16 protein-coding genes and 1 tRNA gene are annotated in these 16712 nt (G+C 63.6%); 12 read left to right on the plus strand and 5 right to left on the minus strand.

All coding sequences use genetic code 11. The annotated features are described in order from the left end of the window. Positions 1–67: 67 nt before the first annotated feature. The 9 genes from FJW04_RS05460 to FJW04_RS05500 all read left to right on the plus strand — a co-directional run bounded on the left by FJW04_RS05460 (position 68) and on the right by FJW04_RS05500 (position 9132). The gene (locus FJW04_RS05460) at positions 68–850 is read left to right on the plus strand and encodes a DeoR/GlpR family DNA-binding transcription regulator (RefSeq protein ID WP_015315477.1); all 783 of its coding nucleotides are present in this window, start codon (positions 68–70) and stop codon (positions 848–850) included. Beyond that, positions 847–2226 carry an FGGY-family carbohydrate kinase gene (locus FJW04_RS05465; protein WP_140712803.1) on the plus strand — a complete coding sequence of 460 codons (1380 nt, stop codon included), beginning with the start codon at positions 847–849 and terminating at the stop codon, positions 2224–2226. Before FJW04_RS05460 ends, FJW04_RS05465 begins: the two co-directional genes overlap by 4 nt. Next, on the plus strand, positions 2223–3767 hold the full coding sequence (locus FJW04_RS05470; protein WP_140712805.1) for a sugar ABC transporter ATP-binding protein: 1545 nt from the start codon (positions 2223–2225) through the stop codon (positions 3765–3767). The genes FJW04_RS05465 and FJW04_RS05470 overlap by 4 nt, the downstream gene beginning before the upstream one ends. Continuing rightward, complete coding sequence (locus FJW04_RS05475) at positions 3764–4762, plus strand: ribose ABC transporter permease (RefSeq protein ID WP_140712807.1); 999 nt, start codon at positions 3764–3766, stop codon at positions 4760–4762. The genes FJW04_RS05470 and FJW04_RS05475 overlap by 4 nt, the downstream gene beginning before the upstream one ends. 80 nt (positions 4763–4842) lie before the next feature. Further along, complete coding sequence (locus FJW04_RS05480; protein ID WP_015315481.1) at positions 4843–5781, plus strand: ABC transporter substrate-binding protein; 939 nt, start codon at positions 4843–4845, stop codon at positions 5779–5781. Between the two features lie 111 nt (positions 5782–5892). After that, positions 5893–6786 (plus strand): sugar phosphate isomerase/epimerase, encoded by an 894-nt coding sequence (locus FJW04_RS05485; protein WP_140712809.1) that lies wholly within the window; start codon positions 5893–5895, stop codon positions 6784–6786. 125 nt (positions 6787–6911) lie between these two features. Further along, the gene (locus FJW04_RS05490; protein ID WP_015315483.1) at positions 6912–7265 is read left to right on the plus strand and encodes a cupin domain-containing protein; all 354 of its coding nucleotides are present in this window, start codon (positions 6912–6914) and stop codon (positions 7263–7265) included. Between the two features lie 269 nt (positions 7266–7534). After that, on the plus strand, positions 7535–8005 hold the full coding sequence (locus tag FJW04_RS05495; RefSeq protein ID WP_140712811.1) for a DUF2231 domain-containing protein: 471 nt from the start codon (positions 7535–7537) through the stop codon (positions 8003–8005). Between the two features lie 242 nt (positions 8006–8247). After that, complete coding sequence (locus tag FJW04_RS05500) at positions 8248–9132, plus strand: MBL fold metallo-hydrolase (protein ID WP_140712813.1); 885 nt, start codon at positions 8248–8250, stop codon at positions 9130–9132. A 60-nt stretch (positions 9133–9192) separates the two neighbouring features. Here FJW04_RS05500 and FJW04_RS05505 read toward each other — a convergent pair whose 3' ends face one another. Continuing rightward, a complete protein-coding gene (locus FJW04_RS05505; RefSeq protein WP_140713278.1) occupies positions 9193–10062 on the minus strand; it encodes an NmrA/HSCARG family protein in 870 nt (289 codons plus the stop codon). Between the two features lie 103 nt (positions 10063–10165). Between FJW04_RS05505 and FJW04_RS05510 the strand changes: the two genes are divergently transcribed. After that, positions 10166–11056 carry a LysR family transcriptional regulator gene (locus FJW04_RS05510; RefSeq protein ID WP_140712815.1) on the plus strand — a complete coding sequence of 297 codons (891 nt, stop codon included), beginning with the start codon at positions 10166–10168 and terminating at the stop codon, positions 11054–11056. A gap of 64 nt (positions 11057–11120) precedes the next feature. Here the strand turns inward: FJW04_RS05510 and FJW04_RS05515 are convergent. Both FJW04_RS05515 and FJW04_RS05520 read right to left on the minus strand, forming a co-directional pair. Beyond that, positions 11121–11197 (minus strand) — tRNA-Arg (locus FJW04_RS05515). 86 nt (positions 11198–11283) lie between these two features. After that, positions 11284–12447, minus strand: a complete 1164-nt coding sequence (locus FJW04_RS05520; protein ID WP_140616792.1) for a M20 aminoacylase family protein — start codon at positions 12445–12447, stop codon at positions 11284–11286. 237 nt (positions 12448–12684) lie between these two features. Here FJW04_RS05520 and FJW04_RS05525 point away from each other — a divergent pair, with 237 nt between their 5' ends. Together FJW04_RS05525 and FJW04_RS05530 are read left to right on the plus strand one after the other, a co-directional pair. Next, a complete protein-coding gene (locus tag FJW04_RS05525; protein ID WP_015315489.1) occupies positions 12685–13851 on the plus strand; it encodes a D-alanyl-D-alanine carboxypeptidase family protein in 1167 nt (388 codons plus the stop codon). A 67-nt stretch (positions 13852–13918) separates the two neighbouring features. Further along, positions 13919–15019 carry a GTP-binding protein gene (locus FJW04_RS05530; RefSeq protein WP_140712817.1) on the plus strand — a complete coding sequence of 367 codons (1101 nt, stop codon included), beginning with the start codon at positions 13919–13921 and terminating at the stop codon, positions 15017–15019. A gap of 4 nt (positions 15020–15023) precedes the next feature. Here the strand turns inward: FJW04_RS05530 and FJW04_RS05535 are convergent, their stop codons facing one another. Together FJW04_RS05535 and FJW04_RS05540 are read right to left on the minus strand one after the other, a co-directional pair. After that, a complete protein-coding gene (locus FJW04_RS05535) occupies positions 15024–15266 on the minus strand; it encodes a sulfurtransferase TusA family protein (RefSeq protein WP_015315491.1) in 243 nt (80 codons plus the stop codon). Between the two features lie 10 nt (positions 15267–15276). Then, positions 15277–16608, minus strand: coding sequence for a murein L,D-transpeptidase family protein (locus tag FJW04_RS05540; RefSeq protein ID WP_140712819.1), 1332 nt, complete (start codon positions 16606–16608; stop codon positions 15277–15279). Between the last annotated feature and the right edge of the window lie 104 nt (positions 16609–16712).

Here is a 16712-nt window from a genome sequence, read left to right on the forward strand (position 1 = left end):
CTTGCAATCCAACTAATCTTGAGTAAGTTGCACCAATTGCCATAGAAATGGCGTCAGGGAGGAAAGGTTGAGCGACCTCGGCCGCCAGCGTCAGATCGTCGAATTGCTCCGGGATCGTCCGTTTGCCTCCGTGCGCGAGTTGCAGGAGCGGCTCGGCGTTTCGGCGGCGACGGTCAGGCGCGATATCGACCGGATCGACGAGGCCGGTGAGGCCCGCAAGGTCTATGGCGGCATTTCGGCGCTCGATGGCGCCTCGCATGCGGGCGTCGCCTATGCCCGGCCCTATGACGAGAACCGCGACCTTGCCGTCGAGGCCAAACGGCAGATCGCGGCGGTCGCCGCGACCATGGTGCGCGATGGCGACGCGGTCATCGTCCATGGCGGCTCGACCTGCTTCCATCTCGGCGTCAAGCTCGCCGACCGCAACATCCGGCTCTACACCAATTCGATGCCGCTCGCGGCCTATCTCAGCGACCATGGCCATTGCAGCCTGACGGTTGCCGGCGGCGACCTGCACCGTGAACCCGGCATCATCCATTCGCCGACCCAGGCGACGTCCTTCTATGCCTCGAAATTCTTTCTCGGCACACAGGGGCTCAACCAGGAAGGGCTGCTGGAATCGCATCCGCTGCTGGTGCGGTCCATCGTCGAGCTCAGCCTGTGCGCCGACCAGATCGTGGTGCTGGCCGACAGCCGCAAGCTGTCGATCCACGCGCGCAACGTCGCGCTGCCGCTGTCGCGCATCGGCACGCTGGTCACCGATGACGGGCTCTCCGATGCCGATGCGCGCATGCTGGAGGATGCCGGCGTCATGGTGCGGATCGCTTCAACCTCGGGAGCCCTCGCGTGAACGTGGCAGTTCTCGACTTCGGCAAGACCAATTCGAAGCTGTTCGTCTTCGGCCAGGACGGACGCATTCTCGACGAGCGCCGGACGCAACCGAAATGGGCGCGCCAAGGCGGCTTCAGCGTGCTCGACGAGGCCGCCCTCCATGGCTGGGCGTTCGGTGCCGTCGCCGACGCGGTCGAAAACCATGGTGTCGAAGGGGTGATGGTGTCGGGCCATGGCTGTACCTTCGCTCTTGTCGACGACAAGGCGCTGACCCATCCGATCCTCGACTACGAACAGGAGCCACCGGCCGAAATCGCGGCGCGGATCGACCGCCGCATCCCGGATTTCGGCGAGACATTCTCTCCCCGCCTGCCGCTCGGCTTCAACTATGGCCGTCACATGCTATGGCTGCAGGAAGTCGATCCCGACGCGTTCGCGGCGGCGAAATGGATCCTCGGCTATCCCCAATACTGGAGCTGGCGCCTTGGCGGCCGGCCGGTCTGCGAGGTCTCCTATCTCGGCTGCCATTCGCATTTGTGGGCCCCGCGCAAACGTGATTTCTCCTCGCTGGTCGACGCCGAGGGCTGGCGTGGCCAGATGCCGGCTTTCGAACGTGCCGGCGCCGTCATCGGCGAGCAGCGCTTCGGTGGTGCCGGGCGCCCGGTCGCCATCCACAACGGCGTTCACGACTCCAATGCGGCGCTGCATGCCTATCGCCGCCAGGAGCTCGGCCCGCTGACTGTCGTGTCGACCGGCACCTGGGTCGTCGTGCTCAACCCCGACTGTCCGCTCGAAGCGCTCGACCGTGAGCGCGACATGCTGGTCAATGTCGATGTCGACGGCGGCCCAGTGCCGACCATCCGCTTCATGGGCGGGCGTGAATTCGCCGCCATCAGCGACGGCTGGCAAGGCCCGATCCCGCATCGCTCGATCCAACAGGCGATCGATGCCGGCCTCATGGCGCTGCCGAGCTTCGCGGCGGGCGGGCCGATGCCGGATCGCCCCGGCCGGTTGGCCGGGCGCACGCCCGATGCCGGTGAACGCGCTGCCGTGGCGCTGCTCTATGTGGCGCTGATGATCGATCTCTGCCTCGACCTCATCCATTCCAACAATACTGTCATCGTCGATGGCGGGCTGAACACTGGCGGCTTGCTCGCCGGGCTGCTGGCGCAGCTGCGTCCCGGCCAGGGTTTCCTGCAAGGTGCTTCGCTCGAAGGCAGCGCCACGGGTGCCGCCGCGCTCGCCTTCGAGAGCGTGGGGCGCGACTTCGCCGCCGAGCCGCCGGAGCCGGTGCAGGCGACGCGATTCGGCGGGCTTGCCGGCTATCGCGACGCCTGGCGCGATCTCATTGCCGGGCATGGTGCCGCCGCCAAGGCGGCGGGTGGTGCACGATGAGCGCGGCGGTGCGGACGCTAGCGGCGCGCCAGCCGGTGCTGGAGATGCGCCACATCTCGAAGACCTTCGGCGCGATCCGTGCCCTGCAGGACGTCTCGCTCAGCGTCCACGCCGGCGAACTGCATGCGCTGATGGGCGAGAACGGCGCCGGCAAGTCGACGCTGATGAAGGTGCTGTCCGGCGCCTATCGGCCGGATCCCGGCGGCGAGATCCTGATCGATGGCGCGCCCGCCGCGACCGGCGATCCGATCAAGGCGCGTGCCGCCGGCATCGCGGTGATCTACCAGGAGCTGTCGCTGGCGCCGAACCTGACGGTGGCGCAGAACATCTTCCTCGGCAACGAACCGCGCCGCTTCGGCATCGTCGACCGCGACCAGTGCAACCGGCGCGCCGCAGAGATCGTCGATCGGCTGGGTGTCTCGTTCTCGGCGCGTGCGCTGGTCTCCGGCCTGTCGCTCGGCGAGCGCCAACTGGTCGAGATCGCACGGGCGCTGTCGACCAATGCGCGCATCATCGTCATGGACGAGCCGACCACATCGCTGACCTCGCGCGAGACCGACCGCCTTTTCGAGGTGATCGCGACGCTGAAGGCGCAAGGCATCGCCATCATCTACATCAGCCATCGCATGGAAGAGGTCTACCAACTTGCCGACCGCGTCAGCGTGCTGCGCGACAGCGGCTATGTCGGTACGCTCGAGCGCGCCGACCTCAATGCCTCGCGCCTAGTGTCGATGATGGTCGGCCGCGATCTTTCCGCCTTTTACAAGAAGGATCATCGCCCTCCAGACGGAAAACGCGCCATCGCGCTCTCGGTGCGCGGCATGTCCGACGCGCATCTGCTGAAGAACTGTTCGTTCGATCTTCATCACGGCGAGGTGCTGGCATTGGCCGGCCTCGTCGGCTCGGGCCGCACGGAGCTTGCCCGGCTGATCTTCGGCGCCGACAAACGCAGCGCCGGCACGATGGAGCTCGATGGCAAGCCCATAACCATCGGCTCGCCGCGCGAGGCGCTCGATGCCGGCATCGCTTACCTCACCGAGGACCGCAAGGAACTCGGCCTGTTCCTCGATATGTCCATTTCGGACAACATCAGCATGGGCGTACTTGTCAGGGACGCGCGAGCCGGCGGCCTTCGCGATTTCACGGCCGCCGACAGGCGTGCGGCAAAGGCCATCGCCGACATGTCGATCCGCACCAACTCGGCGCAGGCCAATGCCGGCTCGCTGTCGGGCGGCAACCAGCAGAAGGTGCTGCTCGCGCGCCTTCTGGAGACCGAGCCGAAGGTCGTCATCCTCGACGAGCCGACCCGCGGCGTCGATGTCGGGGCCAAGTCGGAAATCTATCGGCTGATCGACAATCTCGCCAACCGGGGCATCGCCATCCTGATGATATCAAGCGAATTGCCCGAGGTGATCGGCGTCGCCGACCGCGTGCTGGTGATGCGCGACGGCGCCATATCAGGCGAGGTGACGGCATCCGAAGGCGAGCCGCTTCGTCAGGAAGCGATCATGGAACTTGCGACGGGAGCGTCTCAGCGATGACAGACAGGACGACCGCGACGAAGAGTGCGGATCAGGCGGCGGTCAGGAGCCGGCGGCTGCGCACCACGCTTGCCGCCCTTGGCATGCTGCCCGTGCTGGTGCTGCTGGCGGCCGGCTTCCAGTTCATCAACCCGCGCTTCCTCACCGGCACCAACCTGCTCATCGTCACGCAGCAATCGTCGATCAACATCGTGCTTGCCGCCGGCATGACATTCGTCATCCTGACCGGCGGCATCGACCTGTCGGTCGGCTCTATCCTCGCAGCGGCCGCGATGGTGGCGGTGCTGGTGTCGCTGGTGCCGGACTGGGGCCTGCTCGGCGTGCCGGCGGCCATTCTGGCGGGGCTCGGCTTCGGGCTCATCAACGGGCTGCTCATCGCCTATATCAGGCTTCCGCCGTTTATCGTCACGCTGGGTTCGCTGACAGCCGTGCGCGGCATTGCCCGCCTGCTCGGGCAGGACACGACGGTGTTCAACTCCGACCTGCCGTTCGACTTCATCGGCAACGGCTCGGTACTCGGCATTCCCTGGCTCGTCGTCATTGCCCTGTCGGTGGTGGTGCTGTCCTGGCTGGTGCTGAAGCGGACGGTGCTCGGCACCTGGATTTATGCGGTCGGCGGCAACGCCGAGGCAGCTCGACTGACCGGCATCAAGGTGCCGCTGGTGCTGCTCTTCGTCTATGGCGTTTCCGGCCTGCTGGCCGGCCTTGGCGGCGCCATGTCGGCGGCAAGGCTCTACGCCGCCAACGGCCTGCAGCTCGGGCAAAGCTACGAACTCGACGCCATCGCCGCCGTCATTCTCGGCGGCACCAGTTTCGTCGGCGGCGTCGGCTCGATCTGGGGCACGCTGATCGGCGGCCTGATCATCGCGGTGCTCTCCAACGGCCTCATCTTGGCCGGTGTCTCTGACATCTGGCAGTACATCATCAAGGGATTGGTCATCATCGTGGCGGTCGCCCTCGACCGCTACCGGCTCCAGGCAGGGGCAAGAACGTGAGTGACCTAGTCGCCGGCATCAACGACCGGCTTGTGTAACGCACCGTGAGAGGCGCGGGGCATCAGGAGGAAGTAAGCGTAATGAAGACCATCGCCAAACTGCTCTGCGGCGCCGCCCTTGCGGCCGTCGCCATCGCGCCGGCATCGGCCAAGGACCTCAACAAGGTCGGCATCTCGGTCGGCCTGCTCGGCAACCCCTTCTTTGTCGCCACCATCAAGGGCATCGAGGACGCGGCCAGGAAGATCAATCCGAAGGTCGAGGTGACGTCGGTATCGGCCGACTACGACCTCAACAAGCAGGTCTCGCAGGTCGATTCCTTCATCGCCGCCGGCGTCGACGTGATCATGCTGAACGCGGTCGATGCCAAGGCGATCGCTCCGGCGGTGAAGAAGGCGCAGGCCGCCGGCATCATCGTCGCGGCCTTCGACGTTTCGGCGCCCGGTGCCGACGTCACGGTGATGACCAACAACGTCAAGGCCGGCGAGGAAGCCTGCCAATACCTGGTCGACCACACCGGCGGCAAGGGCGACTACGTCATCCTCAACGGGCCGGCGTCGTCGTCGATCCTGGAACGGGTGAAAGGCTGCAAGAACGTGCTTGCCCAGCATCCCGACATCAAGATCCTGTCCGACGACCAGAACGCCGAAGGCTCCCGCGATGGCGGCTTGAAAGTGTTCCAGTCGCTGCTCACCCGTTTCGACAAGATCGACGCGGTGTTCGCAATCAACGATCCGACGGCGATCGGCGCGGAGCTCGCCGCCAAGCAGCTCAACCGTTCGGAGTTCATCTTCACCGCGGTCGACGGCGCGCCGGATATCGAGAAGGAACTTTCTTCCGGCAAATCGATGATCAAGGCCTCGGCCTCGCAGGATCCCTATGTGATGGCCGGCCAGTCGCTCACCATGGCGGCCGACCTGCTCGCCGGCAAGAAGCCGGCCGAGGCCACCGTACTGCTCGACCCGAAGCTGATCACGGCCGAGAACCTGAAGGACTACAAGGGCTGGACCGCGGCCCGCTAAGCCTCCCAAGGCCGGTGCGGCCGGAGCGATCCGGCCGCACCATTCTCCTCGCCGCTTAACTCTTTGTTTTACGCAATTCCGGACGGAGAATTGCTTTAACCGGAGACGATCATGTCGCGCATCGGAATCCATTCCTTCGTCTGGTCGGCAAGCTCGGCGCAGGGCGAACTCGAACGCACGCTGGCCAATACCAGGGAGGCCGGTTTCGACCTGATCGAATTCTCTTATCTCGACCCCGCCAATGTCGATATTGACGGGCTTGCCAAACGCATCGCCGATCTTGGTCTCGGCGTCGCGATCAGCATCGGATTGCCTGGTGACGGCGATATTTCGAGCGCCGACAAGGCGATCGCCGCGCGCGGCGTCGAGATCCTCAGCGACACCGTCGCGCTGACGCGCGACCTTGGCGGCAGCAAGGTCGCCGGCATTCTTTCGACCAGCCATGGCCTGCAGATCGAGGCACCGACACGCGATCAATGGAACCGCAGCGCGGCAACGCTGGCAAAGGTCGCCGAGACGGCGAAGGCAGCCGGCGTCACGCTCAACCTCGAAATCGTCAACCGCTTCGAAAGCAACCTGCTCAACACCGCCGCGCAAGGGTTGGCCTTCATCGAGGACACGGGGTCGGACAACATCTTCCTGCATCTCGACACGTTCCACATGAACATCGAGGAAGCCGATGTCGGGCTCGCCATCCGCCACGCCGCCGCCAAGATCGGCTATGTCCATATCGGCGAGAGCCATCGCGGCTTCCTCGGCACCGGCAACATCGATTTCGCAGGGATTTTCGATGCGCTGACCGCAATCGGCTATGCCGACGATCTCAGCTTCGAATCCTTCTCCTCGGAGATTGTCGACGAGAACCTGTCGAAGAAGACGGCGATCTGGCGCAATCTGTGGACCGACAACATGGCGCTCGCCAAGCACGCGCGTGCCTTCATCGGCCTTGGGCTGGAAACGGCGCAACGCAAGGCAGAGCTGGTCTCGGCACGGCACAAGCCATAACCACTCCAGCTCGCGCCGGTCAGCCCGAATGTGCGGCCGTGCCTGTTTCGCATGGCACGGCATTGCCCCCGTCATGTGCATCGGCTATCCGACCCGCAGCACACATGAAGCAAACGGAGCCCGGCATGACGAACAAGACCATCCTGAAATTCGGCGCGGTCGAGCACGCGGAAGCTGGCGATCTGCCTGGCTGGATCGCGGTCGAGGGCCAACCGACCATGCAGACCGCCGTCCAGCACACGACTTCGGATGGCAAGGTGATATCGGGAACCTGGCGTGCGTCGCCAGGCACCTATCATGCGACCTACACCGATTATGAGTTCGTGCACATGATCGCCGGCCGCATCATCATCACGCCCGACGGCGGCACGCCGGTCGAGGTCGGCCCCGGCGACGCCTTCGTGGTGGAAGCCGATTTCAAGGGCACCTGGAAGATCATCGAGCCGGTGACCAAGCATTTTGTCGTGCGGGTCGGCTGAGCCGGCCCGATCACAGCCGAAGCAAGCCCGCCATGATTCGCCATGGCGGGTAAGTACGGATTGCTTTGCGCCTATTGCGGCATAGCTATCCGCCCCACCACTCTACTCAACCAGCTCCGCCACCTGACCGGTTTGTTCCCGCGCGCCTCTCCGCTTCGGAGCTCTGCCGCTTCCGGTTGTGGAACATTCGGCTGCAGCCGGCGTTTTATTTCACACTGTCTTTCAGAGATGCACCGCAGTCGCGCGCGACTGCCTTTGGAGGCATTACCATGGCCCGCAACCCGCAAAGCACGGCAAGCATTGCCGGCCACCCGATCCATCCCATGCTGATCCCTTTCCCGATCGCTTTCTTCGTCGCCACCTTCGTTTGCGACCTGATCTTCTGGCGAACAGGCAATCCGGGATGGGTGAGCGCCAGTCTCTGGCTGCTTGGGGCGGGCCTGATAATGGCCGCCTTGGCAGCTCTTGCCGGGCTGACTGATGTCCTTGGCGATGTTCAAATCCGCAATTTGCGTGACGCGTGGCTCCACGCCGGCGGCAATGTGCTCGTCGTCCTGATCGAACTCTACAACTGGTACTCTCGCTATGCCCATGGCGAGACGGCGGTGGTACCCACCGGCCTGGTCCTCTCGCTGATCGTGGTTCTCATTCTTCTGTTCACGGGCTGGAAGGGCTGGGAAATGGTCTACCGTCATCGCGTGGGCGTCGCCGATGGTCCAGGCGAAGTGAGCCGACACTGAAGCGCGGCCTATTCTTCGGTGCTCGGGATGCTTTTGAGGACGAATAGGGCCCTCTGGGCTATGCGCCATGCCCAGCCTGCCGAGCCGTCCCAGGAAGGGGCTATCCGCGACGGGTCGCCATTGCCGGACCGTGCTCGAGACCTATATCCCTAGCGAATTTGTGATCGGCCAACCCCGGAATTGTCCGCCGCACCAGCTGTCTTCCCGGTACGGTCGCGCCTCCGCGGCCAGAGGATACCCGCATGACAAGGTTCAATTCCACCAGGCTGTTGGCCACAACGACTTTGGTGCTGCTCCATCAGGGGCTGGCAATGGCGCAGATGCCGGCGCAGCAGCCGGATGCCAGGTCATTCAAGCTTGGCACACTCGACATCGTCGCCCTGCACGACGCCCAGTTCGTCAAGCCCAACGACGGCAAGACCTTCGGCCTCGATCACAGCCCCGCGGAAGTCGGCGAGCTGCTCAAGGCGGCGGGAGCGCCGACCGATACCATCACGCTGAGCGTCGACGCCCTACTGGTCAAATCGAAGACCAGTGTCGTGTTGATCGACACGGGTGTCGGCGGCGCGCTGCAGGACAGCCTGGCCAAGGCCGGCATCAAACCCGCTGACGTCAGCGAGATATTGATCACCCATTCTCATCCCGACCACATTGGAGGGCTGGTCAAGGACGACAAACTGGCTTTTCCCAACGCCACGATAAGGATGTCTGACGTGGAGTGGGATTTTGCCAAGTCCAACAAGGATGCGGCCGATCTCGTCAAGGTCATCGCCGACCATGTGAAACCGTTCAAGGCCGGCGCCCAGGTCGCGCCTGGCATCACCTCGGTGGCGCTCAAGGGACACACACCCGGTCATGTCGGCTATCAGATAAAGTCCGGAAAAGAACGGCTGTTCGATATTGGCGACACGGTGCACAGCTCAATCATCTCGCTCGCCAAGCCGGACTGGGCCGTGGCCTTCGACGGCGACAAGCCGGAAGGTGAGCAGAACAGGGCCAAGACCTTGGCCACGCTGGCCAAGGACCACGAGATGATCTTCGCACCGCACTTTCCGTTCCCCGGTATTGGGCAGATCGAGAAAGACGGCGACCACTTCAAATGGACGCCGAGCGACAAGCCCAAGTAGGGATTGATTCCAGCCATAGAACTGTCAGCTGCTTGAGGCTGAGTGCGAATGCGGTTGGCCTCAGACCGATGCTGCAAGCTCAGTCGCGAAGTTGCGATAGGAGTGCAGCGGGCGGCCCAGGATCCCTGTCAAACGCTCGACGTCGCCGGCCCCAGGAAGCATGCCGTCGGCGACATAGCGCTCGGCCATCAGGCGCATTTCATAGGCCATCCACTTGGGCATGATGTTCGCCAGATTCTGCTCGAACCCGGTAGGATCATCGCCGCCATAGGCAATCGGGCGGCCCAGGACATCCGACCAAATCGCCGCTACATCCGAGCCAGTCAGCGTATCGGGGCCGACCAGATTGATGATTTCGATCGGCAGCTTGCCCGGGGCCTGGTCACGACGGACCAGCTCGACGGCTGCGACCTCGGCAATGTCGCGGGCGTCGACCATGGCGATGCCCTTGGCTCCGATCGGCATCGGATAGATCCCATGGTTGAAGATGACATCCTTGATCATGAGTTCATTGTCGATGAAGTAGGCCGGGCGCAGGATAGTGGCGCTGAAGCCCATCTGTTCGATCATCCGCTCCGCGCCGGACTTCACGGCGAAATGCGGCACGTTGACGAAACGATCGCTGTGGATCACCGACAGGTAGACAACCCGCTCGACGCCCGACTCGCGGGCAATGTTCAGGGTGATGAGCGCCTGGGTGAATTCGTCCCCCGACACCGCGTTGAGCAGGAACAGTGTGTTGACGCCGGCAAACGCTTTGCGCAGCGAGTCGATATCGAGCAGCTCGCCTTGCACGACCTCTACAACGGCCGGAAAGTCAGCCTTCGAGATGTCGCGAACGAGGACGCGCACATCGGCGCCGCGCTTGACGAGCTGCTGGACGACTTGCCGGCCGACACGGCCGGTGGCGCCGGTAACGAGGATAGTCATGATTGTTTCTCCGAGTTGGGTTGCTTGACGACCCCAATATGAGTGGTTCACACATGGGCCAATAGGTGTGATATTTGAACGCAGCGTATCACTGGTGGAACACATGGATCTGCTTGCTCTCGCTGATTTCGTCATCGTGGCGCGCCACGGCGGCTTCGGGCGTGCCGCCCGCGCTGCCGCTCGCCCTAAGGCGACGCTGTCGCGTCGGGTCGCGGAGCTTGAGACCAGCCTTGGTCTGCGCCTGTTGGAACGCGGCGCACGCATGCTCAAGCTGACGGAGGAAGGGCGCGCGCTGTACGAACGTGCGGGTCGGCTGCTTACCGAGCTCGACGAGACAGCCGCAGCGATCTCCTCGGGAGGTGAAAGGCCGCGAGGCAGGTTGCGGATCAGCGCGCCACTGGTCTTTTCGCAGACCGCGATGGGAAAGATCGCCGCCGGGTTCGCCCTGAAGTATCCGGAAGTGAGGCTCGATGTGTCGACGGAAGACCGCTCCGTCGACATGATCGACGAGGGATTTGATCTGGTGATCAGGGTCAATCCCGATCCGGATGACAGCCTCGTCGGACGAGTCTTCCTGCGCGATCGGCTGGTGGTCGTGGCAAGCCCTGACCTCGCGCGGCCGCCCGGACACCACCCCGCTCCCGCGGTCGTGCGCACGGCCGGCGATCGACCGATCTGGGCCGTGAAGACGCCCACTGGCCGGGCAACTATCGCGATCCAGCCAGTTCTGACCCTGTCATCGCTGATCATGGTCCGGGGTGCGGTGCGAGCGGGGGTCGGTGCGGGCCGCCTCCCCGTGTCGCTTGTCAGCCACGACATAGCCGACGGCTCGCTGATCCATTGGGGTGATGTCGAGGGAGGCGACATCACCTTGTGGGCGCTCTACCCGTCCAGGCGGCTGCTAAGCGCTCGGGTGTCCGCGTTCCTCGACTACCTCAAGCAGGCATTCCCGATGGGGACGCCCGATGAATTGGCCGCCTATGTCGGCAAGTGACGTGTAGAAAGCGGGTCGCCAACCGGGCAGCTTACTGCACGTAGCCATCGTAAAATTGAAAGCTTGGTGATCCCGACAGGAATCGAACCTGTGACCTACAGATTAGGAATCTGCCGCTCTATCCTACTGAGCTACGGGACCACGCGGCCCGACACATAGCCGCTTCGGATCGTTTCGCCAAGAGGGCCGGCCAAACGCAATTCGGCCGGCGCTTTATAAGACCGGCCTCAGGCGGCTAGCGCCGTCTCCGCCAGTTTCACCCAATAGCTCATGCCGTGCGGGATGGCTTCGTCGTTGAAGTCGTAGGCCGGATTGTGGAGACCGGCGGTCTCGCCATTGCCGATGAAGATGAAGGCTCCAGGCCGGGCTTCCAGCATGTAGGAGAAATCCTCGCCGCCCATCACCGGCTGGATCTCGCGGTGCACCTGGGCATCGCCCGCCACGTCGGCGGCCACATCGCTGGCGAAGACCGTCTCATCCGCATGATTGAACGTCACCGGGTAATTCGCGTCGTAGTCGACCTCGATCGTCGCGCCATAGGCGGTGGCAAGTCCCGCGCAGATGGCGCGGATCCGCTCTTCCGATTTCCTGGCCACTTCCTTCTTCAGCGTGCGCACGGTGCCGGCGATCTCGGCCGATTCCGGGATGATGTTGTAGGCGTCGCCGGCGTGGAACTTGGTCACCGACACCACCACGGCCTCGACCGGATCGGTGCTGCGCGAGGCGATCGTCTGCAAGGCGCCGACCAACTGGCTGGTGATGACGATCGGATCGATGGTGCCGTGCGGCATCGCCGCATGGCCGCCCCGGCCTTTCACGGTGATGGTGAATTCGGCCGTCGCCGCCATGATCGGGCCCGGACGGATGGCGAACTGGCCGACCGGCAGGCCGGGCATGTTGTGCATGCCGAACACTTTAGCGATGTCGAAACGCTCCATCATGCCGTCCTTGACCATCTCGTTGCCGCCGCCGCCGCCTTCTTCGGCCGGCTGGAAAATCACCGCCACGGAGCCCGTGAAATTGCGCGTCTCGGCGAGATATTTCGCCGCACCGAGCAGCATCGCGGTGTGGCCGTCATGGCCGCAGGCATGCATCTTGCCCGGAACGGTCGACGCGTAGGGCTTGCCGGTGATCTCCTTGAGCGGCAGTGCATCCATGTCGGCGCGCAATCCGATTGTGCGACCTTCCCCCTGACGGCCGCGAATGATGCCGACGACGCCCGTCTTGCCGAGGCCGGTCACCACATCGTCGCAGCCGAACTCTTTCAGCTTTTCGGTGACGAAGGCCGCCGTCTTGAAGACATCGAAGTTCAGTTCTGGCGTCTGGTGCAAATGCCGTCGCCAGCCGGCGACTTCGTCCTGCATTTCGGCGGCGCGGTTGAGGATTGGCATGATGGTTCCATTTCGTTGTTGGTGCAGCCGGCTTCAGCCTGGTGGTTTGCAATTGGGCCCGGGGTGCCTTGCAATTGTGATTGTCAGGCGCTTTGCCATGTTGGCGTCACATAGGGTAAATAGCACCGCAATAATGCGGTCCGGTTTTTGAGGGTCGGATCCTTATGCTGGCGGTCACGTAATGAAATCTTACGGAGCCAGGGGCAATCAGGGCAAGAGGCGATTTCGGATTCGATCATGCGGTACAGGCATTTCCTCAAACTATTCCCGGCTGGCGCAATCATGCTGTCCGTCCTGGCTGGGCCAGCGCTGGCCAATCCGGTGGTGGTCTTCGACCTGAAGAGCGGCCAGATCCTGCAGCACCAGGATGCCTTCAAGCGCTGGTATCCGGCCTCGCTCAGCAAGCTGATGACCGCCTATGTGACCTTCCGGGCGATCGCGGCCGGAGAAGTCCAGCTCGATTCGCCGATCAAGGTGACCAAACATTCCGCCGGCGAACCGCCAAGCAAGATGGGTTTCAAGCCCGGCTCGGTGATGCGGCTCGACAATGCGCTGAAGATGATGCTGGTCAAGTCGGCCAACGACATCGCCATGGCGGTCGGCGAGAATGTCGGCGGCTCGCAGGCCGCCTTCGCTGAAAGGATGAATGCCGAGGCGGCCAGGCTCGGCATGAACGGCACCCATTTCGTCAACCCGAACGGCCTTTACTCGCCCGACCAGTACACGACGGCACGCGACCTTTCGATCCTGGTGATGGCGATCCGCCGCGAGTTCCCGCAATATGCGCCGTGGTTCTCGATCGAGGGGCTCGCGGTCGGCAATAGGGCCATTCCGAACTACAATCTCCTGATCGGCCGGTATCCCGGCGCCGACGGCATGAAGACCGGCTTTGTCTGCCCGTCGGGCTTCAACATGATCGGGTCGGCGACCCGCAACGGACGTACGCTGGTGGCGGTCGTGCTTGGCGAGAAGTCGGCGGTCAGCCGCGCCGAAGCCGCGGCCAAATTGCTCGATCAGGGCTTTGACGCACCTGCCGCCGGGTCCACCACCGTCACCACGCTCGCTCCCTACGGTGATCTGATCTCGCCCAACGACATGCATGACGAAGTCTGCAAGAAGAAGAGGAAGGCGGAGCAGTCCGAGGCGCCGCCGCCGGCCGCCGCCAAGGACCAGCCTAAATCGCCCTATCGGGAGAAGCTCGACCATGTGCCGACACTGGTTGCCGTCGGCCTTGGCGGCGCCACGGGTCCGGCGCCGAAGGCGATCCTTGACGAGGGCGCGCAGGAATATGCCGACGTGCCAATCCCGACCTGGCGGCCCGACAAGCCGGTACCCGCCGGCACGGGCCCGAAAGTCGTGGGTGCCGCCGCCCAAGGCGACCAGCCGGCCAAGGTCGCGAATTAGAGCACGATCCAAAAAGTGAAATCCGGCTTTCGCGAGAGATCATGCCCAAATTAGAAGGCAGAACCAGATGAGCGGTTTCCCGATCCCAGTCTCGGTGCTAACCGGCTTTCTCGGCGCCGGCAAGACGACATTGCTCAACCGGCTCCTGAAGGATCCGGCGCTCGTCGACACCGCGGTCATCATCAACGAGTTCGGTGACGTGGCGATCGACCACCTGCTGGTCGAGCAGGCCTCCGACGGCATCATCCAGCTTTCCGACGGCTGTCTGTGCTGCACGGTGCGCGGCGAACTTGTCGACACGCTGGCCGACCTGGTCGACCGGCTGCAGACCGGCCGTATCGCCCGGCTTGGCCGCGTCATCGTCGAGACCACGGGATTGGCCGACCCGGCGCCGGTGCTGCAGTCGATCATGGCCCATCCGGCGCTGGTCCAGGCCTTTCGGCTCGACGGCGTCATCACCCTGGTGGATGCGGTCAACGGCAATGCTACGCTCGATGCGCATGCCGAGGCGGTCAAGCAGGTCGCCGTGGCCGACCGCATCGTGCTCTCCAAGGCCGATCTGGCCACCGATCACGGCGACCTCGCCATGCTAAGGGCGCGCTTGCGGCAGATCAATCCCGGGGCGCGACTGCTCGATGCCGGGGAGACGAAAACCGGGGTGGCCGCATTGTTCGACTGCGGTCTCTACAATCCCGCGACCAAGTCCGCCGACGTGCGGCGCTGGCTCGGCGAAGAAGCCGCGCATGATCACCACCACCATGACCATGACCATGAAGGGCATGACCATGCCCATCGCCACGATCAGCGCGTAAAAACCCATTCGCTGGTGCATGACGGGCCGGTGCCGTTTTCAGCCATCGAGATGTTCCTCGATCTCCTGCGTTCCACACATGGCGAGCATCTGCTACGGATGAAGGGCGTCATCGAATTGCAGGAGGATCCGTCGCGGCCCTTGGTCGTGCATGGTGTCCAGAAGATCCTGCATCCGCCGGTGCGATTGCCGTCCTGGCCGGACAGCCAGCGCGGCACGCGGCTGGTGCTGATTACGCTCGACATGCCGGAAGACTATGTGCGCCGGCTGTTCGCCGCCTTCACCAACCGGCCGTCGGTCGACACGCCCGACCGCGCGGCGCTGGAAAACAATCCGCTGGCGATCGCCGGACGTTAGCCTCCTACGATTGGTATTCGCCGCGTTCGACCAGAAAGCGATGGCCACCGGACATCGCCGCCGTCTCGATCAATTGATGTCCGCTGTCGGCGCAGAAGGCAGGAATATCGATAACAGCCAGAGGGTCGGTGGTTTCGAGCCAGAGCCTGCTGCCGGGCTGCATCCCGGCCAGGCGCTTTTTCGCCTTGAGGACCGGCAAAGGGCAGTTCAGCCCCTTGAGGTCGTAGATAGCTATCAGTTCGGCCAAGGTAAAAACCTCAGCCGCCGAACATGCCGAGCAGCTTGTTCTTCAGCTTCGTAACCCGGCTTTCATCGGCGCTCGCAGCCTGCGTCTCGGCTGCCGGCGCGGCCTCCGCCGGAGCCGCGATGGTCGCGGTGGCAACCGGAGCTTCCTTGGCGGCCTTGGCCGCTTCCTTCGCAGCCACGGCTTGCGCCTTGGCAGCTTCCTTTTCGGCCAACGCTTGCGCCTTGGCGGCCTCCTTCGCCGCTTTTGCCGCTTCTATGGCCGCCACCCGCTCTCGCTCGGCCTTCTCCTTGGCGGCCTTTTCGGCCTCGAGCGCGGCCATCTTGCGACCGGCGGGCGAATCGATGCGGCCCATGCGCGCCGTCTCGGTGACCGAACCGTCGGTGTTGAGCGACGGCGGATCGATCGGCACGCGCTCGCCACGCGCCCGGCGCTTGGACCAGTCAGAGACGATGCTGGCTTCCTTGATGCCGGCAATCGTCGGCTTGGGTGGCGGCACGCTGGCCTTGAGCGCGCTGTTGAAGGCCGCGTCATAGGTGCTTTGATAGGCGTTATAGGCGCTCTTAAGCGACTCCGGCTGCGTGGTCGCCGGGCAGGGGCCGGTCGGATTGAAGGTCTGCCCATCGGGAGCGACCTGGTTGAAGACGTAGCGCTTCTCGCAGACGTCGACTTTCGGTGGCACCTTGGTGACCTCGAAATTGTCGTAGCCGACCTTGAGCATCTTCCAGAATTCGTAATTCGGGTCGTTGCGGTAGCGCGCCATGTTGGCGGCTGTCATGCGGAACGGAAAAGCCTGGATCTGGAACTCGGTCTGGCCACCCTGGAAGGCGTCGCGGCCGAAGGCGTAGATCTGCTCGATCTGGGCGTCGGTCATCGAATAGCAGCCCGATGAAGAGCAGGCGCCATGGACCATCAGGTTCTGGCCGGTGCGGCCATTGGCACGATCATAGGCGTTGGGAAAGCCGATGTTGAACGACAGATGGTAATTCGAGCGCGGATTCATCTGCGACGGGCGAACCGTGTAAAAACCTTCCGGCGCCTGGCGGTCGCCTTCGGTGTATTTCGGCCCGAGCTTGCCCGACCATTTGCAGATGTCGTAGCTCGCCACCATGTCGTAGCGACCGTTGGTCTTGGCCTTCCAGATCTCGAGCTTGCCTTCTTCCTTGAAGATGCGCGCCATTACCGAAGAGGTGCGGACCATGCCCTTGGCTCTCATATCGGCAAGGATCTTGTCGGGCAGCGGCTTGTTGGCTTCCGGGGCAAAGTCCTTCATCGACGAATCATTACAGCCCGCGACGGCAATCGAGGCGGCAAGAACTCCAGTACGAGCAAGCTTGGCAAACATGGATAAGGCTATGTCTTTTCTTTCGGGCCAATGGCTTCGAAACGGCCACACCCGCATGCTGAACACTGACGGACCGTAAGCCCGTTAACCTTGAAAATTCCTTA

The sequence above is a fragment of the Mesorhizobium sp. B2-7-3 genome, from assembly GCF_006440715.1.
GTDB lineage: Bacteria > Pseudomonadota > Alphaproteobacteria > Rhizobiales > Rhizobiaceae > Mesorhizobium > Mesorhizobium australicum.

Excerpts from the sequence above, each read along its gene's own strand:
- FJW04_RS05495 (WP_140712811.1), top strand. The coding sequence starts at position 7,535 with ATGGCCCGCAACCCGCAAAGCACGGCAAGCATTGCCGGCCACCCGATC.
- FJW04_RS05510 (WP_140712815.1), top strand. The coding sequence starts at position 10,166 with ATGGATCTGCTTGCTCTCGCTGATTTCGTCATCGTGGCGCGCCACGGC.
- FJW04_RS05490 (WP_015315483.1), top strand. The coding sequence starts at position 6,912 with ATGACGAACAAGACCATCCTGAAATTCGGCGCGGTCGAGCACGCGGAA.
- FJW04_RS05470 (WP_140712805.1), top strand. The coding sequence starts at position 2,223 with ATGAGCGCGGCGGTGCGGACGCTAGCGGCGCGCCAGCCGGTGCTGGAG.
- FJW04_RS05505 (WP_140713278.1), bottom strand. The coding sequence starts at position 10,062 with ATGACTATCCTCGTTACCGGCGCCACCGGCCGTGTCGGCCGGCAAGTC.
- FJW04_RS05485 (WP_140712809.1), top strand. The coding sequence starts at position 5,893 with ATGTCGCGCATCGGAATCCATTCCTTCGTCTGGTCGGCAAGCTCGGCG.
- FJW04_RS05525 (WP_015315489.1), top strand. The coding sequence starts at position 12,685 with ATGCGGTACAGGCATTTCCTCAAACTATTCCCGGCTGGCGCAATCATG.
- FJW04_RS05530 (WP_140712817.1), top strand. The coding sequence starts at position 13,919 with ATGAGCGGTTTCCCGATCCCAGTCTCGGTGCTAACCGGCTTTCTCGGC.
- FJW04_RS05500 (WP_140712813.1), top strand. The coding sequence starts at position 8,248 with ATGACAAGGTTCAATTCCACCAGGCTGTTGGCCACAACGACTTTGGTG.
- FJW04_RS05540 (WP_140712819.1), bottom strand. The coding sequence starts at position 16,608 with ATGTTTGCCAAGCTTGCTCGTACTGGAGTTCTTGCCGCCTCGATTGCC.
- FJW04_RS05520 (WP_140616792.1), bottom strand. The coding sequence starts at position 12,447 with ATGCCAATCCTCAACCGCGCCGCCGAAATGCAGGACGAAGTCGCCGGC.
- FJW04_RS05475 (WP_140712807.1), top strand. The coding sequence starts at position 3,764 with ATGACAGACAGGACGACCGCGACGAAGAGTGCGGATCAGGCGGCGGTC.
- FJW04_RS05480 (WP_015315481.1), top strand. The coding sequence starts at position 4,843 with ATGAAGACCATCGCCAAACTGCTCTGCGGCGCCGCCCTTGCGGCCGTC.